22 protein-coding genes are annotated in these 19,954 nt (G+C 44.9%); 11 read left to right on the top strand and 11 right to left on the bottom strand.

Annotated features, from left to right (window positions below):
• Nucleotides 1-280: 280 nt before the first annotated feature.
• Both cyoE and AU387_RS15760 read right to left on the bottom strand, forming a co-directional pair.
• Entirely contained in the window at nt 281-1,267 is a 987-nt protein-coding gene (gene cyoE / locus AU387_RS15765) for a heme o synthase (protein ID WP_082687930.1), read from the bottom strand.
• Between the two features lie 125 nt (nt 1,268-1,392).
• The gene (locus AU387_RS15760; RefSeq protein WP_024121014.1) at nt 1,393-1,629 is read right to left on the bottom strand and encodes a hypothetical protein; all 237 of its coding nucleotides are present in this window, start codon (nt 1,627-1,629) and stop codon (nt 1,393-1,395) included.
• Between the two features lie 275 nt (nt 1,630-1,904).
• Between AU387_RS15760 and AU387_RS15755 the strand changes: the two genes are divergently transcribed.
• A complete protein-coding gene (locus tag AU387_RS15755) occupies nt 1,905-3,305 on the top strand; it encodes a polysaccharide deacetylase family protein (protein ID WP_044156312.1) in 1,401 nt (466 codons plus the stop codon).
• Nucleotides 3,306-3,355: 50 nt separating this feature from the next.
• Here AU387_RS15755 and AU387_RS15750 read toward each other — a convergent pair whose 3' ends face one another.
• Complete coding sequence (locus AU387_RS15750; RefSeq protein ID WP_059336143.1) at nt 3,356-3,829, bottom strand: YjfA family protein; 474 nt, start codon at nt 3,827-3,829, stop codon at nt 3,356-3,358.
• 125 nt (nt 3,830-3,954) lie between these two features.
• Nucleotides 3,955-4,122, bottom strand: coding sequence for a YjfB family protein (locus AU387_RS20780; protein WP_010333849.1), 168 nt, complete (start codon nt 4,120-4,122; stop codon nt 3,955-3,957).
• 125 nt (nt 4,123-4,247) lie between these two features.
• On the opposite strand from AU387_RS20780, the gene AU387_RS15745 reads away from it, so the two are divergent.
• Complete coding sequence (locus tag AU387_RS15745) at nt 4,248-5,147, top strand: DUF2268 domain-containing putative Zn-dependent protease (protein WP_059336142.1); 900 nt, start codon at nt 4,248-4,250, stop codon at nt 5,145-5,147.
• A 14-nt stretch (nt 5,148-5,161) separates the two neighbouring features.
• Here AU387_RS15745 and AU387_RS15740 read toward each other — a convergent pair whose 3' ends face one another.
• Both AU387_RS15740 and AU387_RS15735 read right to left on the bottom strand, forming a co-directional pair.
• A complete protein-coding gene (locus AU387_RS15740) occupies nt 5,162-5,554 on the bottom strand; it encodes a ribosomal maturation YjgA family protein (RefSeq protein ID WP_059336141.1) in 393 nt (130 codons plus the stop codon).
• A gap of 101 nt (nt 5,555-5,655) precedes the next feature.
• Nucleotides 5,656-6,222 (bottom strand): YjgB family protein, encoded by a 567-nt coding sequence (locus tag AU387_RS15735; protein WP_059336140.1) that lies wholly within the window; start codon nt 6,220-6,222, stop codon nt 5,656-5,658.
• Between the two features lie 146 nt (nt 6,223-6,368).
• On the opposite strand from AU387_RS15735, the gene fdhF reads away from it, so the two are divergent.
• From fdhF to AU387_RS15715, 4 genes are all read left to right on the top strand, one after another.
• Complete coding sequence (fdhF, locus tag AU387_RS15730; RefSeq protein ID WP_059336139.1) at nt 6,369-9,326, top strand: formate dehydrogenase subunit alpha; 2,958 nt, start codon at nt 6,369-6,371, stop codon at nt 9,324-9,326.
• Complete coding sequence (locus tag AU387_RS15725; RefSeq protein WP_044156302.1) at nt 9,319-9,879, top strand: helical membrane plugin domain-containing protein; 561 nt, start codon at nt 9,319-9,321, stop codon at nt 9,877-9,879. The genes fdhF and AU387_RS15725 overlap by 8 nt, the downstream gene beginning before the upstream one ends.
• Before the next feature lie 289 nt (nt 9,880-10,168).
• A complete protein-coding gene (locus tag AU387_RS15720; protein WP_059336138.1) occupies nt 10,169-10,756 on the top strand; it encodes a DUF4352 domain-containing protein in 588 nt (195 codons plus the stop codon).
• 92 nt (nt 10,757-10,848) lie between these two features.
• The gene (locus tag AU387_RS15715) at nt 10,849-11,466 is read left to right on the top strand and encodes an NUDIX hydrolase (RefSeq protein WP_059336137.1); all 618 of its coding nucleotides are present in this window, start codon (nt 10,849-10,851) and stop codon (nt 11,464-11,466) included.
• A 31-nt stretch (nt 11,467-11,497) separates the two neighbouring features.
• Here the strand turns inward: AU387_RS15715 and AU387_RS15710 are convergent, their stop codons facing one another.
• Nucleotides 11,498-11,776, bottom strand: coding sequence for a hypothetical protein (locus AU387_RS15710; protein WP_059336136.1), 279 nt, complete (start codon nt 11,774-11,776; stop codon nt 11,498-11,500).
• A gap of 388 nt (nt 11,777-12,164) precedes the next feature.
• Here AU387_RS15710 and yjiB point away from each other — a divergent pair, with 388 nt between their 5' ends.
• From yjiB to AU387_RS15695, 3 genes are all read left to right on the top strand, one after another.
• A complete protein-coding gene (yjiB, locus tag AU387_RS15705) occupies nt 12,165-13,355 on the top strand; it encodes a monooxygenase YjiB (protein ID WP_044156299.1) in 1,191 nt (396 codons plus the stop codon).
• Between the two features lie 23 nt (nt 13,356-13,378).
• Nucleotides 13,379-14,557 (top strand): macrolide family glycosyltransferase, encoded by a 1,179-nt coding sequence (locus AU387_RS15700; RefSeq protein ID WP_059292980.1) that lies wholly within the window; start codon nt 13,379-13,381, stop codon nt 14,555-14,557.
• 63 nt (nt 14,558-14,620) lie between these two features.
• Nucleotides 14,621-15,160, top strand: a complete 540-nt coding sequence (locus tag AU387_RS15695) for an AAA family ATPase (RefSeq protein WP_059336135.1) — start codon at nt 14,621-14,623, stop codon at nt 15,158-15,160.
• Nucleotides 15,161-15,227: 67 nt separating this feature from the next.
• On the opposite strand, the gene AU387_RS15690 is transcribed toward AU387_RS15695, so the two are convergent.
• Nucleotides 15,228-15,413: a DUF8096 family protein gene (locus tag AU387_RS15690; RefSeq protein ID WP_010333860.1), complete on the bottom strand. Its 186-nt coding sequence runs from the start codon at nt 15,411-15,413 to the stop codon at nt 15,228-15,230.
• 177 nt (nt 15,414-15,590) lie between these two features.
• Here AU387_RS15690 and AU387_RS15685 point away from each other — a divergent pair, with 177 nt between their 5' ends.
• Nucleotides 15,591-16,409, top strand: a complete 819-nt coding sequence (locus tag AU387_RS15685) for a uroporphyrinogen-III synthase (RefSeq protein ID WP_059336134.1) — start codon at nt 15,591-15,593, stop codon at nt 16,407-16,409.
• A 78-nt stretch (nt 16,410-16,487) separates the two neighbouring features.
• Here AU387_RS15685 and AU387_RS15680 read toward each other — a convergent pair whose 3' ends face one another.
• From AU387_RS15680 to AU387_RS15670, 3 genes are all read right to left on the bottom strand, one after another.
• The gene (locus AU387_RS15680; protein WP_059292977.1) at nt 16,488-17,240 is read right to left on the bottom strand and encodes an ABC transporter permease; all 753 of its coding nucleotides are present in this window, start codon (nt 17,238-17,240) and stop codon (nt 16,488-16,490) included.
• Nucleotides 17,240-17,992 carry an ABC transporter ATP-binding protein gene (locus AU387_RS15675; protein ID WP_059336133.1) on the bottom strand — a complete coding sequence of 251 codons (753 nt, stop codon included), beginning with the start codon at nt 17,990-17,992 and terminating at the stop codon, nt 17,240-17,242. The genes AU387_RS15680 and AU387_RS15675 overlap by 1 nt, the downstream gene beginning before the upstream one ends.
• A 121-nt stretch (nt 17,993-18,113) precedes the next feature.
• The gene (locus AU387_RS15670; protein WP_059336132.1) at nt 18,114-19,085 is read right to left on the bottom strand and encodes a DMT family transporter; all 972 of its coding nucleotides are present in this window, start codon (nt 19,083-19,085) and stop codon (nt 18,114-18,116) included.
• A gap of 129 nt (nt 19,086-19,214) precedes the next feature.
• Between AU387_RS15670 and AU387_RS15665 the strand changes: the two genes are divergently transcribed.
• Complete coding sequence (locus tag AU387_RS15665; protein ID WP_411764231.1) at nt 19,215-19,727, top strand: cupin domain-containing protein; 513 nt, start codon at nt 19,215-19,217, stop codon at nt 19,725-19,727.
• The last annotated feature ends 227 nt before the right edge of the window (nt 19,728-19,954 follow it).

Genomic DNA, 19,954 nt, shown 5'->3' with positions numbered 1-19,954 from the left:
GCTCTCAGCTATGTGTTATTTTGGATATTGGTGATCATATCCAGAAAGTGATGGTGTCCATGAACAAAGAAATCCTAAAATACATACTCACTATTTTTTCAATATGTGCAGTCCTCCAGGAAACCGATGATATAAGTATTGCCCATAGCTGGATTTTGACTGAAATCGTCCGATTTTTGATTTGCGCGGCTGTGTTTATTATCCTGACATTTCTATTAGAGACTGTTTTTCCAAACAAAAAAGAGTCACATTAATGTGTGGCTCTTTTTGCATAAAATTATCAGATTAATAACATTACAAATGAATCAATCATCATGACAAAAAACAGCAAGCAAAAATAAATGAGTGAGTAGACAAACATATCCTTTGCCCACTTTACGTCATCGTCTGTTTTGAATCCTTGCATGCTTTTTTTGATCCATATACCTCCGAGAACCAAGGCAGTTAAAAAATAAAATGGGCTTATATGGCCGGTGCCGAGAGAAAAAGGAAATAATAGCGTAATCGGCACCAGGACCGCAATATATTGAATCATTTTTACTTTCGTTACATGATTTCCTTTTACAACAGGCAAGAGCGGGACACCAGCCGCCCGATATTCCTCTTTGCGTCTTATCCCAATCGCCCAAAAATGCGGGGGCTGCCACAGAAACATAATGGCATATAACATGACGGCGGTTACACTGATGTCTCCTGTGACGGAACAATAACCCATCAGCGGCGGAGCAGCTCCCGGAAAGCTTCCGACAAACGTGCTCCATACTGAGGCCCGTTTCACCCATACTGTATAGATGATGGCATAAAAAATAAAGGCGGCCAGTCCGAGAATTGCAGTTAAAGGGTTGAGGGAATACAGCATGGCAAGACCTGCTATTCCTAAAACAGAGCCATACGTTAAGATCAAAGCCGGCGGCATTTTTCCTGTGACTGAGGCCCTGCTGCGGGTGCGTTCCATTTTTGCATCCATATGCCGATCAAAATAGTTGTTGTAGACAGTGCCGGAGGCCATGACGAACGCGGTTCCAAGCATTGCCGTTATCATTGTCATGAAAAAAGCGAGTCCTGTTATTGGTATTTCTGAGCTCACAAATGCGATCCAAAATCCGCCGAAGGCTGCTATCGAGTTTGATATGATAATGCCGGGTTTTGCAAGCTTTATAAAATCGTAAACGGATACCCGGTTCGAGGCTTTTATGTATTTTGTTTCAGAAATCGGAGCAGAAACTCTTGAATTCTCCAAAAATAGACGCCTCCCCCAAAACTGCATGCTTTAGTTATCGTACCAAGAGGCCAGCCAGATCACAATTATTTCCTGTATTTGTCATGATATTGTCAATTTTTATACAAAAAAAGGGGAGCTGGACTGCCCCCATTCTCGGTAAACACGGCCTGCTATCTGTTGTATCCTCCATATCCGCCGCCGTATCCGCCGCCGTACCCGTACCAAGGGTAGTAAGGTGGGCGCGGGTAGTAGTAAGGCGGACGCGGATAAAACGGATAAAACGGTCTTGGGTAATAATAAGGCGGATAAAATGGCGGTCTAGGGCGCGGACGCGGGTAGTAATATGGCTGTCTTTCATCAAAAGGTGAAACTTGCTCAAACTGATCGTAATTAACAGGAAATTCCAAGAGGGTTACCTCCCTAGCATTTTTTATTCTGTTTACTTTATTCCTGATATGAGAAATGGGTGTATGTCCATCGACCAAATTGTTTTTTTAATTGAGTAAATCCTCAGAAAGGGATTGACAAGAACTTCTAAATCTCCTATTATTACAAAAGTGAAATAAATGTTACTTTAATGTTACAAAAATATTTCTAATTGAGTACGAATGAGCATAAAGAACATCATCTGAATCTTTTGATGGGATATAAATCGAAGTGATTACGAAAGAAGGAGTTTGTGTTGTTGGCGAGAAGAATCAAATGGTTTCAAGTATTATTAGCAGTTGTTTGTGCGGCAGGGCTTATAGGCTTTTGCCATAATACATCAAAAAAAGAAACGGTCATGAATCAGGTAAAAACCGATTCTCAGTATGGAGATGTGGAGATCGCAACACTTGTGAATGACGGGAAAACCTTCAATTACGCGGTCAACTACCCTGTTTTTAAAAATAAAAAAATGGATGCGGCATTAAAGAGTTTCGCAGAGAAAGAGGTTCGCCAATTTCAGAAGGAAACGAAAGATGCTGACCAAGAGCATACAAAAAAGCGCAATGAACTCAACATCGATTATGAAATTGTTCATTATGCCAAGCAGACAGCGGCAGTGGTCTTTAATGAATATAAATACATAGGCGGCGCGCATGGACAAACCGTAAAAAAAACATTTAACTTTGATTTTAGCAAGGAAGCCTTTCTTTCTATTGATGATATTTTCAAAAAGGACTCTGATTATTTACAAAAGCTTTCGCTGATCGCTTATCATGAGCTTAAAAAGAATAAGGACATTGCAGCGGACGACGAATTGTTAAAAGAAGGAACTGCACCGGCAAAAGAAAATTTCAGCCGTTTTGCCGTCAAGGAAGATTATATCGAGTTTTATTTTGATACATATCAAGTCGCTGCGGGCTATCTTGGAGAGCAGTCGATTGCGATTAAGAAACATCTTTTAAAAGATATATTGAAAGAACAATATATTGATAAAGCGAAAAACAAAAATAAAATCAAAGAACAAAAACCGAAGCACGAAGTCATTTCATTACCCAAAGAAGAAACAGTTGATCCGAATAAAAAAGTCATTGCGCTTACTTTCGACGACGGTCCGAATCCTGCGACAACAAATCAGATTCTGGACTCCTTGAAGAAATATGAAGGGCATGCAACGTTTTTTGTGCTGGGCAGCAGGGTTCAATATTATCCGGAAACGTTAAAAAGAATGCTGAAAGAAGGAAATGAAGTGGGGAACCACTCATGGAGCCACCCGCTTCTCACAAGGCTTTCAGTGAAAGAGGCTGTAAAGCAGATCAATGACACGCAGGACATGATTGAAAAAATAAGCGGGTATCGTCCGACGCTTGTGCGTCCTCCATATGGCGGCATTAATGATGAACTGCGCAGCAAGCTGAAAATGGATGTCGCGTTATGGGACATTGATCCGGAAGATTGGAAAGACCGAAATAAAAATACAATTGTCAACCGAGTCATGAGCCACGCGGCTGACGGAAAGACGATTTTAATTCATGATATTTACGGCACTTCTGCTGATGCGGCCGATGAGATTATCAAAAGACTGACCGATCAAGGCTATCAATTGGTGACGGTCACTCAGCTGGAAGAGGTAAAAAAACAAAGGGAAGCTAAATAAATGTGGAAAGGCTGTCGCGGGAAATGCCCGTTGGACAGCCTTTTTTCTTTTTAATAAGAGCCTGTGGTTGCCCATACATTCAGGTTGGGGCCTGAATATTTACCGAAAGCGTAGGAGGTTCTCGGGTCTAAGTCATAGACCATAGGCGTATAACAAGATTTTTGGCCTGCCACCGCTTTGCCATTGCCGCCTGCAGAGTCACAGTTATATCTCTTTTTATCTGTGTTCCGGGTTATTTCCGCATTTGCTTCATAGCCTGTTGTCAAGGTGTTGTTCATCGTTATTTTTGCCCATGCCGTTTTGCATGTACTGCTGAACTTGAGCTCGACGACTCCGATGACTTGATTGTTAGCGTTCACTAAGTTAGAAGATTTTTTTGTGGCGGCGCTGGACGCACAATCATTGTAATAAGGGCTTTTTCCATCGTAGGCATGCGTTTCCGCATGAGCGGGTGCTCCCTTGATGGCAAAAATAAATACGAATGCGAATAACACCAAAGACACCTTTTTAACCATTCTTTTCATTTCTTCCTGACCTCCTTAAAATGACAAACAATAAATCATACGGAGGAAAGGCCAAAACATGCATGCTTTTTTTTTGAAAAATAAAGGCGGCCGGGAGGGAGTACTTGGCCGCCTGGGGTGTGAAGCTAAGCTTTCAGGTCAATTTTTTGTCCGAGCGTCGGATGCTGAATCAGCTTAAGGGTTTGATCAGCATTTTGCTGGGCAGTGTCCAGCATCTTTTTCGTTAAAGCGATATCAACATTTTGGGCCAGATTTGCTTGATGCATGGCAACTGATAATGCAGGAATATCCATTGCTACACCTCCTATGCCTTACCTATCGGCGGGCGGCTTTGATTTTATAGGGCAGAAAGGCTTAATTTTTTATGTTGACCCTTACGCTGCGGCATACCGTATATTTTTTGTAAGGAGGGATTAGGATGAATATCGTAATAGAACAGACCTTTCAGCAATATGAAAAGCTGTTTTCGATGGAAGAACACGAAAGAGCGGACGAATTTCGGTATACGATGATGGGACCGTTTGAAAAAATGTGGAGCGCCATACAGGTTCCCCTAAAAGCGAAGACACCGAATGGATATGATGTAATCATGGCTGTAAAGATGCTTGGTTATTTGGATGTGTGTGATGCTGAAACCGGACAGAAAGCATTAAGAAAACTGCAGCAGTTGCATATTGCGGAGACTGCTGAATCTGCGCTGCAGCAGTGTATACATTTTGCCGAGCGTGAAAAGCTGCGAGTAAATGCGGAAGAAATGAGGTTCGGGCTTTACATTGCTGATCCAAGCAAGCTGAAGCTGCAAAAAGGGTATTGCGGGTTTGGGGGAATTCCAGGCTTTATTCACGTTTGGATGTATCCGAACAGCTATAACCTTCTTAGGATTTCATCGATTATTGCCCGTGAATTTCACCATAATCTGCGGTTTTCGTATTTTGATTTTCACCGAGGTTCTGTGTCAGTCGGGGATTATCTTGTCATTGAAGGGCTGGCTGAGTCATTTGCGCGGGAGCTCTTTGGCGAAGAACAATTAGGCCCTTGGGTTACTCGCTTTGATCGGGACGATTTGCAATATTCCATTGAAGTTATAAAAGAGGTGATTGACGAAAAAGGCTTTTCGGAGGTGAGCCGTTACATGTTTGGAGATCAAATAGCGAAAGCGCAAGGCTTCGAGCCGGCGGGATTATCTGCTTTTGCCGGATATGCGGTTGGATATCACGCTGTTCAGTCTTTTATGAATAAACACCGTGTCGATATAAAGGAGGCCACACTCTTGGATACAGAGACGATTCTGTCTCAGTGCGGGCTGTTCTCGACATAAGAAAAAGCGTCACGTCAGCGGCGCTTTTTAATGTTTTGATGGATCAGCTCTATGAGTGTGCAGGTGACAATTCCCATCGTATAAGCTATGATATCGCTCCATAAAAATCCGTACCCCAGCACGAGGCCGCCGAGCGAAGTGTCCCTGATCCGGTCGATCCACTCAGCATGGTACAGCTGGCTGCATTCGATAATAACGCAAAATGAAAGGCTGATAATGCCTGTTGTGATGGTTTTCATCGTATGAAACAGAAAGCCGCAGCCCGTAAAAATCATTGCGGCCCACAGTGCATCTCCGAGATAGGCATTGACGATATCCGGGAGAAAACTGGAGAATGCTCTTGACCCCAGTCCCAACCCAATGATGAGGATTGTAAAGGCCGCATATATGAACCGGTTCCTTCTCATGAATGATTGATACCTCTTCCAGCATTTTCCCTCCCATGTATTGTAAGGAATCCATCCTCACTTTGTCCATAAAAAAAGCGGCTGAACAGCCGCAGGTACTTTTATCTTGCTCTTAGATTGACATGGTCGGCTGTCTGATCTTTTCCAATGACGAAATGGAGCTCATAACGGCCTGTATCATAGATATAGTCGATTTCATCCGTGAATGGGACGGTTAAAATTCGGTCGGCGGGGCCAATTTGATCGCTCAGCACATCCGGTGTAACCCCTCCTAGATTCAGACGGCGTTCTACTCCGGTTCCAAAGTAACGGATTTCTGAAATGGTCATGTCCTTGTTATAGGAAAAGCCGTAGCCGGGATTTCCCATATTCCAGCTGTATAGATCAAACATATTGTTTTCTCCAGCCGGTCTTTCAGGTTCTCCCATCTTGGCATGGACATCCCCTTTTGTGCTTTTGTTAATCGTAAGACCTTCTACCTGCTGCGGCATTTCACCTGTAAAAGCGGTGTTATAAAGATTTTTTACAAGCTCAGCGGATGATGAGGTTGTTTCTTCAGCAGGAGGATTTGTCTGAGCGGCAGCTTTTGCCGGAATTGCCGTCCCAAAGCCAAAAACAGTGCCTGACAGTGCTGCCGCTGCTGTTAATGCGGAAATGGTTTTCTTCATGGTTATCCCTCCCTTTATGTCTATCATGACGTTTCCCGGTGTTTGTGCATTAAAACATTTGTATGCGCTCTGTATGTTTTAATCAGCACGTGTAAGGGAACTGAAATGGGTAATTCGGTATATAAACGCAAGAAAGGGGAATGGAGATGGCGGACACAAAAAAAGTAACAATCAACGGCGTTGAGATGGAGACAGCCGGAGACCAGACGGTGCTGCAGCTTTTGAATAACAGTTCAATCGAAGTGCCGCAAGTATGCTATCATCCGAGCCTTGGGCCGATAGAAACATGTGATACGTGTATCGTCAGCATCAATGGTGAGCTGAAGAGATCGTGCTCAGCTGAAATAAAGGATGGCGATGTCATTGATACGCTTGCGTCTGACGTGAAAAAGGCACAGGTCATCGGGATGGATAAAATCTTATATAATCATGAGCTTTACTGTACAGTTTGCGATTACAACAATGGAGGATGCGAAATACATAATACGGTGAAGGAAATGAAAATCAATCACCAAAGCATCCCGTTTGATCAAAAGCCTTATCATAAGGATGAATCCCATCCGTTTTACCGGTATGATCCTGATCAATGTATTTTGTGCGGCCGCTGTGTCGAAGCATGCCAAGACGTACAGGTGACAGAAACACTGACGATTGACTGGGAGCGGGAACGCCCGCGCGTCATTTGGGATAATGACGTGCCGATTAACGAGTCGTCATGTGTGTCGTGCGGCCATTGCTCAACCGTATGTCCGTGCAACGCGATGATGGAAAAAGGAATGGAAGGGGAAGCCGGATATTTAACAGGCATCAATAACGAATCACTGCGCCCGATGATCGAGATCACGAAAGGCGTAGAGACAGGATACGGCTCGATTCTCGCCATTTCTGACATGGAATCTGCCATGCGTGATGAACGAATCAAAAAAACAAAAACCGTCTGCACCTATTGCGGTGTCGGCTGCAGTTTTGATGTTTGGACTAAGGGCAGAGATATTCTGAAAGTGGAGCCTCAGGAGGAGGCGCCTGCCAATGGCATTTCCACTTGTGTAAAAGGCAAGTTCGGCTGGGATTTTGTAAACAGCGAGGAGCGTCTGACAAAACCGCTCATCCGCGAAGGCGACCATTTCCGGGAAGCAGAGTGGGAGGAAGCCTTAACACTGATCGCAAGCAAGTTCACTGAATTGAAAGAAGAATGTGGCCCTGACTCACTTGCTTTTATCACGTCGTCTAAATGTACGAATGAAGAATCCTACCTGATGCAAAAGCTGGCCAGAGGGGTTATCGGCACAAATAATGTGGATAACTGCTCGCGCTATTGCCAGTCTCCGGCTACTGCCGGCCTGTTCCGAACAGTCGGATACGGCGGTGACTCAGGATCGATTACAGATATCGCCCAGGCAGATCTTGTTTTAATTATCGGTTCGAACACATCAGAGTCGCATCCGGTCTTGTCTACCCGCATTAAACGGGCTCACAAGCTGAGAGGGCAGAAGGTCATCGTGGCTGATATCAGAAAACACGAAATGGCTGAGCGTTCTGATCTATTTGTTCAGCCGCGTGCCGGATCAGATATCGTCTGGCTGAATGCCATCGCCAAATATCTGATTGAAAACGGCAAGGCCGATGAACGCTTTTTGCAGGAAAGGGTCAACGGCCGGTATAAATACGTGAAAAGCCTGGCGCCGTACACACTTGAATATGCAGAGGAGAAAACCGGAATTGATAAACAAACCCTGATTCAGATGGCTGAAATGATTCATGAGGCTGACAGTGTGTGCGCGTTGTGGGCCATGGGCGTGACACAGCACATTGGAGGCAGCGATACAAGCACTGCGATTTCAAATTTGCTGCTTGTCACAGGAAACTACGGAAAACCGGGTGCGGGTTCTTATCCATTACGCGGCCATAACAACGTGCAGGGAGCAAGTGACTTCGGAAGCATGCCAGACAGCCTGCCGGGCTATGAAAAAGTGAAGGATGAACAAGTCCGCAAGAAATACGAACAAGCCTGGGGTGTACAGCTGCCGAAGGAGCCGGGCATGACCAACCATGAAATGATTGAAAAAATCCATTCTGGCCAGCTGAAAGCGATGTATGTAAAAGGGGAAGAAATGGGCCTTGTCGATTCTAATATCAATCATGTACACGCTGCATATGAAAAACTTGATTTCTTTGTTGTGCAGGACATTTTCCTATCTCGGACGGCAGAATTTGCAGATGTTGTTCTTCCTGCGAGCCCGAGCCTTGAAAAAGAAGGAACCTTTACAAACACTGAACGCCGTATTCAGCGTTTATACCAGGTATTTGAACCTATGGGTGAATCAAAGCCGGACTGGCAGATTATTATGGAGGTAGCGAATAAGCTTGGGGCTAATTGGAATTATGAGCATCCTTCCGACATTATGGAAGAAGCTGCAATGCTGTCACCAATTTATGCAGGAGTAACTTATGAACGTCTTGAGGGCTACAACTCCCTGCAATGGCCTGTAAGTGCTGATGGGAAGGATTCACCTTTACTCTTTACAGAACGCTTTCCTTTTCCGGACGGCAAAGCGATTCTTTATCCGGTTCAATGGACTGAGCCTGAGGAGTTCGGTGAGGAATATGACATCCATGTAAATAACGGCAGACTCTTGGAGCACTTCCATGAAGGAAACCTGACGTATAAATCAAAAGGTATTTCTGAAAAAACGCCGCATGTATTCTTAGAAATTTCTCCAGAGCTTGCGGCAGAACGGGGGATCCAAGACGGGACCCTTGTCAGACTCACGTCGCCTTTTGGAAATGTGAAGGTGAAATGCCTGATCACTGATCGTGTCAAAGGGAAGGAAGTGTATCTGCCAATGAACGATTCTGGGGAAGCGGCGATCAACCTGTTAACAGGCAGCCACGCAGACAAGGATACTGACACGCCTGCGTACAAAGAAACATCAGCGAAGATGGAAATCTTGAAGCAGGATGGAATCAATCCGCTGCCTAAAATCAATCACCGCAACGGAAATCCGCAGCCGCAAATCGGTGTGCAGGTTCATAAAAAATGGGCGCGGAAGGATTACATCTTCCCTGGCGATGCTGTGAAAAGGGGGATTGGGCACAATGGCTAAAGCGATTAAACGCATTCAGAAAGTACAGGTGACCGAAGAAGATCAGCGCAAACGTGATTTGGAAGAAATCGAAGATGCCTTAGTCGACAACAAAGAAGCCATTCTGGAGACGCTGCATATGCTTGGGCACATGAACGATCGGGGCGTACTGCCTTTGCTCCGCGGCCTTTTTGGCCAAGGTGATAAAGTCCTTGACATCTTAGTGAAAAAGGCAGATACAGAGGAAACGGCCAATATGCTTAAAAACCTGCTTCTCCTGTTTGGAACACTCGGCATGCTGGATGTCAAACAGCTGGAGCCGCTCATTTTGAAAGTGAATGCCGGTGTGGCGAACGCGGTAGAACAGAAGAACAGTGAAGAGAAAACAGGTTATTTTGATATCATCCGTTCGCTTAAAGACCCGGAAATCAACAAAGCGGTTACGCTGCTGTTCTCCTTTTTAAAAGGAATGGGACAAGATACAAAGGAGCTGGAACGCACAACTCAGCCTCCGGAACATCAAAAACATCATCAGGAACCCCGAGAGAAAAGGGGAATGGATAAGCGAGATTAACACCCGCCCGAGCCGGCTAATGCCAGCTCGGGTTTTTTGTGAGATGAGTCTTGGGAACTAGGAGAAAATATCTAAAATAGAAACAAGACAAAGAAGCTTTTGTTTTGGAAGAGGATAAGCCATCATCGGCCTGTCCAGTATTTTTTCCAGTAAAGGATAAATATCTATGTCATTGGCTGACCTATACTATGAATGAATATGATAGAGTAATTTGTTACTTTGTTCCCTGTTAAGAAAAGGAAAAGCGTGATTATAATAGAAAACGATTACTTTAGATGGAGGAACAGCAATGAAAAAAGCATTATTCATTTTGTTTGTGCTAACGATTGGATCTGCGCTTTCTGCGTGCAGCCAGTCCAGTGATGCGTCAGCTGAGCAAAAGACAGAAAAGAAAGAAGTAACAGCAACGGAAAAGAAAACAGAGGAAAAAGAAACCAAAACGGATGAAAAGGTGCATAAAGTAGGCGAAACTTTTAAAGCTTCCAGCACAAATTTCTCGGTCAATAAAGTATATACGACGGCAGAACAAGGCGAGTATAAGACAAAAATTGGAGAGAAAGAAAAAACAATAAATAATAATGAAGAATTTTTAATAGCTGAGGTAACGATCGAAAATACAAGCGACAAGTCTTTCAATTATACGAGTGGCGGTTTTGAATTGAAAGATGGCAAAGATCAATCAATCAGAGCAAACATAGTATCTACTGCTGACCTGAAAACAAGCCTTAAATCAGGAAAGTTAGCCTCGGGTAAAAAGGTAACAGGCACAGTCAGTTTCGTGATTCCAAAAGGAGAAAAAAACCTTAATTTGTCATATAGTCCATCGTTTTTAAATTTTGAAACAGAGGATATTACATATTTCGTAAAACTGAATTAAGGTATCTTTTGAGCATGTCACCGGAAAATCGGAGCATGCTTTTTTAATTTAAAAGAGATTGATAGTATAAAATAGTAGTGAGGTGATCAATTATGCAAACCAAATGGCTGGAACGGGCACAGCGAATTCAGGCGATCGCACAGGCGGGGCTTGCTTTTTCCAAGGATGTGTATGACAGGGAAAGGTACGAAGAGCTGATGAAGCTCAGCGCAGAGATGATGGCCGATTACTCGGAGAAGGACATTGAAGTCATCACTGATTTATGGAAAGGCGAGAAAGGCTATCCGACACCGAAGGCGGATGTTCGCGGAGCGGTATTTCGAGAGAATCGCATATTGCTTGTCCGGGAGAAGCATGACGAGCTGTGGTCACTCCCAGGCGGGTTTTGTGAAATTGGTTTATCACCCGCTGAAAATGTGATCAAGGAAATCAAAGAAGAGTCGGGGTACGATACAGTGCCTTCCCGATTACTGGCCGTGCTGGACAGCCATAAGCATCCTCACCCCCCTCAGCCTTATCATTACTATAAGATCTTCATTGAATGCAGCATAACGGGCGGGCAGCAGAAAACCGGGATTGAGACGAACCATGCTGCTTTTTTTCCGGAAGACAGGCTCCCTCCGCTTTCTCCAAAACGAAACACACAGTCACAGCTCAGCATGCTTTTTGATTTTCAGCGTCATACGGATAAAAAAACTGTATTGGATTAAACAAAAAAGAGCCGGGGGCTCTTTTTTGTTTTTACAGGGCAATATGTTTTTCGCTGGCTAGCTTCAAAAGGGTTAGTACCGAATCGGCTTGTTTATGGCCGAGCTTTTGTTTTAGTTTGTTTTCTTCAACTAAACGGCTTCCATATATGTCGACAGAGGCTTTGTCGACGACAGTATGCCAGTTTTCCTGTTTTTTTCCCTCAACGAGCGGTTTTGAATGTCTCTCAGAAAAAGAGAACACAAACAATACAAATGCAAGTGAAAGTACGATGCCGACAACTAATTTTTTACGGTTGATCTGTGCTGTCATTTGTTCTCTCCTTCACCATTTTACTTTCTATTTAATCATATCTTCAGCTTACTTTACATAATGGAAAAGTCATCTTTTAGAGTAGTGCTTACGTTGCGGATGAGGGCGACGTGTGAGATTTTTATAAGCTATTGATTGCGTTTCTAAAATCGATGAGCATGCCTAAGGTCACGTTGTGAACCAAATCGGGTGTGCGTAATAGAAAAAATTGAAAGATTATGGTAAGATGAACAACATTCGAGGGGGATTATATGATGCCTGCACCGGCATCTTGAAGACCTGCCTGCTGTTTCAGACGACAAAATGGATGTCCCTCTCTTTTTCGATAGCAGGAGGTGGTGAAGTTCGTCAATTGCTGAATCTTTTCTTTCATGGGGAGGGGAAAAGCATGAATGTGGTAAATCGGCGACAAGCTTTGCAGCGTGCACTGATGAACGGAAAAAATAAACAGGATGCTTATCATCCGTTTCCGTGGTACGAATCGATGAGAAAGGAAGCTCCTGTTACCTATGATGAAGACAATCAAGTATGGAGTGTTTTTCTTTATGATGATGTCAAAAAAGTGATTGGGGATAAAGAGCTTTTCTCCAGTTATATGCCGGAGCAGACAAGTTCTATCGGGAATTCGATCATTAATATGGACCCGCCAAGACACACGCAAATCCGTTCTGTTGTCAATAGAGCGTTTACACCGCGTGTCATGAAGCAGTGGGAACCAAGAATTCAAGACATCGCAGATGATCTGATACATCGTTTTCATGGACGAAGCGAGTTTGATTTGGTTCAGGATTTCTCATATCCGCTTCCTGTCATTGTGATATCTGAGCTTTTAGGCGTTCCTTCAGAGCATATGGATGCGTTTAAGACATGGTCTGATATTTTGGTGAGCACACCAAGAGATGGAAGTGAGGAAGCGGAGAAAGCCTTTCTGAAAGAGCGGAACAAGTGCGAGGAAGAGCTAGCCGCGTTTTTTGCCGGCATCATAGAAGAAAAACGGAAGAAACCGGAACAGGACATCATCTCCATTTTAATTAAAGCAGAAGAAACCGGCGAGAAGCTTTCCGGAGAAGAGCTGATTCCGTTTTGTACATTGCTGCTGGTGGCGGGAAACGAAACGACAACGAACTTAATTTCAAACGCGATGTACAGCATTTTAGACACGCCGGGCGCTTATGACGAATTGCAGCGGAATCCAGAGCTGGTGCCTCAGGCGGTGGAAGAAGCTCTGCGTTTCAGGGCGCCTGCACCTGTTTTGCGGCGAATTGCCAAACGGGATACAGAGATTGGTGGCCATCAGATAAAAGAAGGCGACATGGTGTTGGCGTTTGTGGCGTCAGCAAATCGTGATGAAGCGAAGTTTGACAGGGCGCACAAGTTTGATATTCACCGCCACCCCAATCCGCATATTGCGTTTGGCCACGGCATTCATTTTTGTCTTGGGGCTCCCCTTGCACGGCTTGAAGCAGCCATCGCGTTAACGGCATTGACTCAAACGTTTTCTCATATGGAGCCAGTCAGTATTACCCCGATTGAAAATAGCGTGATATACGGACTAAAGAGTTTTCGCGTCAACATATAATATGAAAATTGGAGGCTGAAATGATGAGACAGCATCATATCTCAATTATTAATATCCCGGCATACGGACATGTGAATCCAACTCTTGCGTTAGTGGAGAAGCTTTGTGAAAAAGGGTATCGTGTCACTTATGCGACGACTGAGGAATTCGCGCCTGCGGTAAAGCAAGCCGGGGCAAGCCCGCTTTTATATCAAACTACGATTAACGTGGAACCGGAACGCATTAGGGAAATGATAGAGAAAAATGAAACACCGATTAGCATTTTAAAAGAATCGTTCGAAATCTTGCCTCAGCTTGAAGATTTATATCAAAATGACCAGCCTGATCTTATCGTTTATGATTTTATCGCATTTGCGGGAAAATTGTTTGCTGATAAGCTGAATGTGCCGGCCATCAGGCTTTGTTCTTCCTATGCGCAAAATGAATCCTTTCAGCTTGGAAGTGAAGAGATGCTCAAGCAACTCAAACAAGCGGAGGCCGATTTTCAGGTTTACCTTGAGAAAGAAAACTTACCGGCTGTCTCATTTGAACACTTAGCTATACCGGAAGCGTTAAATATTGTCTTTATGCCGCGGTCTTTTCAGATTAAAAACGAAACCTTTGATGAGCGATTCTGCTTTGTCGGTCCTTCACTTGGAAAACGAGGTGAACAAGAGAGCCTGCTGCCAGAAACAGGCAATCGTCCGCTCATGCTGATTTCATTGGGAACCGCTTTTAACGCATGGCCGGAATTTTATCGCATGTGCATAGATGCATTTCGGAATTCCGACTGGCATGTTGTGATGTCAACAGGGATATCAATTGAACCTGACAGTCTAGGTGACATTCCTGACAACTTTACGGTTCGCCAGCGCGTTCCGCAGTTGGATATCTTAGCGAAAGCCGATCTGTTTGTTTCTCACGGGGGAATGAACAGTACGATGGAGGCAATGAATGCGGGGGTACCGCTTGTTGTGATTCCGCAAATGTATGAGCAGGAGCTCACTGCCCGGCGTGTTGATGAATTAGGCCTCGGCGTCTATTTGCCGAAAGAAGAGGTCAGCGTCTCCCGTTTGCAGAAGGCGGTTCAGGACGTATCCCGAGATAAAGAAATGCTCAACCGCGTAAAAGATATGCAGAAAGACGTAAAAGAAGCAGGCGGAGCGGAGAAGGCAGCCGCGGAAATTGAAGCCTTCATAAAAAAGTCTGTCGTTCCGCAATAACACATTTGCACCCGAAATCTGCTGAGATTTCGGTTTTTCTTCTTTTAAAAAGGATGGGATGCAATGAGTAAAGAAAACGCCGTCTATCTGATTACAGGGGTGATGGCAGCGGGGAAGTCCACAGTTGCCCAGCTTCTTTCTGAGCGTTTCGACAAGAGCGTTCATGTCAGGGGAGATGTATTTAGAAAAATGATCGTAAACGGCGAAATGCAAATGTCAGGCACTCTTTCAGCTGAGGCGCTGGAACAGTTGCGTCTTCGCTACCGGCTGGCGGCTAACGTATCGGATATGTATGCTGAAGCGGGGTTTCATACGGTGGTGCAGGATGTGATCATCGGACCTATGTTAGAAGAAATGGTGAAGTTGATCAGTTATCGTCCATTGTATGTGATCGTATTGGCACCCCGAGTAGACATAATAGCCGCAAGGGAATCAGCACGCAAGAAAAAAGGATATGGGGATATCAGCATTGAATCTCTCGATGCCGTCTTGCAGTCAGAAACACCGCGTCTAGGCCTGTGGCTGGATTCGTCAGAGATGACGCCGGAAGAGACGGTGGGAATGATATACAAAGGGCTGGAGACTGCAGCGAAAATAAAATAATGAATCCCGCTTTCTCCAGCTTGTTCTAGGGTGCAGAGGCTAACCCCCGCCCCGCGAACATCTTCTATTAAATATTCTTTTTCATCCCGCATCTCCGGCATTCTCTCAAAAACTTTCCGCCTTTTACGGAGCTTTTAAAAAGCGTATAGTCACAATTATCACAGCGTCCGCTATGAACGTCAGGATATTCGTTGAATTCATAAATAACCGATGTGTCATAGCCTTTTGTTTCGTATTCTTCTTTTGTTTCCATGATCGATCCTCCGTTAAAGCGTGTCTGTTGTTTATATTACAGCATGCAACCGGTGTATTCAACGGTAATGAGAGGCATTTGGTTCATCTTGATTTCTCCCTTGGTTTGCGACACAATAGCTTTATTAAAGGTTATATACATATAAAGCCTAAGCTGGCAAAGAGGAGAGGAACGGATATGGGTAAAGGTTTACATGGAAAACGCGTCGCGATCGGCGGTTCTCGGAAAACGGAAGAAATCAGCACAATCATTGAAAAACAGGGCGGAATTCCTGTCGTTCGGCCTCTCCAAGGAACGGTGTACTTGGCAGAGGAGCAGGTGGAGCCGGAGCTGCGCAAATTTGCGGAAGAAAAAGCCGACTGGGTGATCTTTACGACAGGCATCGGTACGGAGACGCTTGTGAAGATGGCAGAGAAAATCGGCGTAAAGGACGAGTTTCTGCTGGCGATTCGCCAGGCTAAAGCGGCGTGCCGAGGGTACAAAACATTGTCTGCGTTAAAAAAGCTTGGAATCACTGCAGAGGCTTCTGATGAAGATGGGACAACCAGCGGATTGATTCGGTCCTTGGAGCCTTACGACTTTTCAGGAAAAAAAGTAATGGTGCAGCTTCACGGAGAAAATGCACCTGCCCTCATAGCATTTTTGGAGGAAAAAGGAGCTTCAGTTTTGCCGATTCTCCCTTATCAGCATATCCCGCCAGAGGAGGAAACGGTGGAACAGTTATGCCGGGAACTGCTGAATGGTGAATTGGATGCCGTTTGTTTTACCACGGCCATTCAGGTTCGTTCTCTGTTTCATTTTGCCAAGGAGCGCGGCTTTATCAATGAAGTGAAGGCTGTATTCGAAGAGCGTGCCATCGCAGCGGCTGTCGGAAAAGTGACTGCTGAAGCGCTGCGGGAAGAAGGCATCACAAGGCTGCTTGCTCCGGAGATTGAGCGGATGGGCGCGATGATTATTGAACTTTCACGGTATTATGAAGAAATGGCTGGGGAATAACCAGCACAAAAGCCGCTTTTCTGTTGAGAAGCGGCTTTTTTTTGTAATCTGCAAATCCTCGAAATCGCTGTCATCATGTTAACCATTTTGCTTCAGCTGCTGATGCGCGGTAAATAATGACGGGTATGTCAGCACGCTGAGTATGACACAAGTCAGCGCGGCGGACGCCATCGTTGTAAAAACAATCAAAAGCTGAAAGCGAACCGCCTGAATCGGATCGGCGCCCGCTAAGATCTGGCCGGTCATCATGCCGGGAAGCTGGACGAGCCCCAATGTCTTCTGGCTTTCTAGCGTTGGGATCATACTCATTTTCATGGCGGAAGTCAGGATATGCTGTATGGATTGTTTTGGTGTGCCGCCAAGCGACAAAATCAATTGAATTTCTTCCTTGCGCACCCCGACCTCGGAGCTGAGCCGGTTTAAAAACAGGCTCGCGAGCACCATTGAATTTCCGATGACCATTCCGCTGATCGGGATGACATACCGTGCGGTAAGCGGGATGATGTGAAGCGCCAGAAGAATGCCTTGGGTGATGATTTCTACAATCGCTAACGCCACAAACACCCTCCAAAAAGAACCGATTTTCATTTTCTTTCGTTTGACGACGTTTTGCGCCGCCACCGCCAGCATTAACAGCACCATCAGCAGGATAAACACAGGGTGATCCCCATGAAATATCAGCGATAGCACATAACCGATCACAAGCAGCTGTAACGCGGCCCGAATGGTGGCAATGATCATATCTTTTTCAACGCCGGCTTTAAAGGATTTTGATAAAAACAAGGCGATCAGCACAAAGATCATGGTGAATGAGAGAGAAAGGTAATCCATTACCGTGTGCCCCCCTTCAAAAATTCACGGACTGCTTCATGCTGAGGACGCGAGAAAAATGTTTCTGTCTCCGCGATTTCCAACAGCCGGCCATCAGCCATAAACCAAATGGTATCGGCTACGCGTTTCGCCTGTTCCATGTTATGGGTCACCCACATCACCGTCAGTTCTTTCTCTTGATGATGCCTTTTGATCAGTTCTTCAATCTCCAGAGCAGAAACAGGGTCCAGCGCAGATGTAATTTCGTCCAATAATAGGATGGAGGAAGGGTTTGCGAGTGTTCTGGCAAGTGAAAGCCTTTGCCGCTGTCCGCCTGATAAATCCTTGGCGCTTCTGTCTAACAGCTCTGGAGACAGGCCTGTCAGTGAAGCGAGCTCTTCAGGAGAATAAAGCTGGGTTTGGTGGAGCTTTTGTACCAGATTCAGATTGTCACGCACCGTTCCGTCAAGGACGGGGGCGGATTGAAAAGCAAGGGAGGCCGTCCGCCTCAGTTCATTCACATTCCAGTCTCTGACTTCCTTTCCGTAAATCTTCACTTCACCGTGATCCGGTGTTTTCATCAAATTACACATTGACAGCAGTGTGCTTTTTCCTGAACCGGAAGGGCCCAAAACGGCCGCGATTGCTCCCTGTTTAATGTCTCCGGTGACATCCTTTAATACATCATAGGTTTGTCCCTCTTGTTCATAGCTTTTTCGCACAGATGTGAATGAGATTGCTGGTATATCGACTTTTTGATTGTTTGCTTCCATTAAAATATCACCTTTCAGTTAAGTGGGCTTAGACTATACATAAATATAACGTGAAACAGGTCTCTTTTGGAAGGAGTTAAAAAGAAAGGAGAACGGGCTTTCGCCCATTCTCCAGAAGCTGCTAAGCAGTCAGATTTGACTGAGTTTTCTCTTTGGGTTTTTGTTGGGAAGCGAAGGTATGTAACACCATTCCGGCAATAATGATCATTAAGCCTGCAAACGATAAAATGGAAGGGAAAACACCTGACAGCAGGATTATTTCACCAAGCAAAGCGAATATCACTTCCCCGGATTGTGTTGCTTCAACAGCAGCAAGCTTTTGCGGATGATCTCTTACCATATCCGTTGCCCAGAAAAATAAAACGGTCGCAATGATGCCTGAGCTGACGGCAACGATAAAGGATTGAACGGTTTGCCCCGCGGTCGGAAGGCCATCTGACCACCAGCCGTAAGCTGCCAATACAAGCCAGAATGGAAGGCTTGCAAGGGTCATTCCCAGCACACGCTGGAACGTATCAAGCCTGCCTCCGTATTGCTCAAGCATTCTCCGGTTTCCCAGCGGATAGGCGAAAGCAGCAATGACAACCGGCAGCACGCTGAAGAGCAGTATTTTTCCGGAAAGCGATTCTGCATGCTGGAGCTGAATCAGCGCTGCCCCAATCAGAATGACGACGGAAGTGCCCAGCGAAACAAGGGGAATCTTTTGCCGAACGAGTAAAGTGCCTCCAGGCGTGTTTTTTTTCTCATAGAAAAATGGAGACAGCAGCACACCGGCTACAATGGTAATTTGCCATGTTCCGGCTACGAGCCAGCCCGGCCCGAATGCGGCGGCAAACGTGATCGGCGCATAAAAAAGAACAAAGCCGACGAAGCTCCACTTTATCCAAAAAAACGGCTTTTTCCGCATCTCTTGTAAAAGAGGAACGAACTTCCCTTTCATTATGACAATCAGACATAAAAACGGAACCATAAAAATAAAGCGTAACGAGGCGCTCCAAAGCCAGCTGCCTCCGGATAATTCCATCGCCCTGTTTAAAATAAAGGTAACGGCGAAAAAGAGAGAAGCCAATATTCCGATTACAATCGCTTTCATCAAATCCCTCATTCTGGCATTATTTTTTTATACTATACTACCCGGGATGATACAGATCAACGGAATTGTGAGAAAATAATGATGTTTTACGGATCAATATAAGTGGAAGACAGAAATAGGGAGGTGAAAATGATGGAAACAGAAACGTACTTTTTTCAGGATGACGGCAGGATTCCAAATCACCCTGATTTTCCGCTCGTTATCTATAAAAAAGTTTTTATGGGACGTGCTGAACAGGCAGAGCGGATCGTCAACCGGCATGGCTGGCTAAACAGCTGGTCGGGCAGTGTTTTTCCGTACCATCATTATCACAGCAACACGCATGAAGTCCTAATCGCAGTCCGAGGGGAGGCTGTTATTCAATTTGGGGGAGAAAAAGGAGCTGCTGTTCCTATCAAAACGGGCGACGCAGCGGTCATTCCAGCCGGTGTCGGCCATAAAAAGCTAAGCGCGAGTCCCGATTTTACCGTGATTGGCGCTTATCCAGATGGTTCTCGGTATGATATGAAGACGGGAAAGCCGGATGAAAGAGCGGCTGCGCTAGAGAATATAGAGCAAGCAGTACTTCCGGCATTGGATCCAGTTACAGGAAAAAGAGAACCTCTATTGGACATATGGGTAACGCGTAGGGGAGAAAATTGATGGATTGTCAATAACTAGTGCTGAAGAAATGTTATGACACGGGCACCATATAAATTAATTTCATAATCGAAGCAATTCACGTTCAAATTTTGTTCAAAAAGTGTTATCATATAGAAGGTAATCAAATTGGAGTTTTTTATGTTTGCTATTTTCAGAGAGAGTAAAGGATTTTGACTTATTCAATGGTTTATTTTTGAGATAAAAATAATACTGAATATGGCAAGATG

This window comes from Bacillus halotolerans (genome assembly GCF_001517105.1).
Classification (GTDB): Bacteria; Bacillota; Bacilli; order Bacillales; family Bacillaceae; genus Bacillus; species Bacillus halotolerans.
Note: the sequence above shows the minus strand (reverse complement) of the source record. Positions and strands in the feature narration are given on the sequence as shown.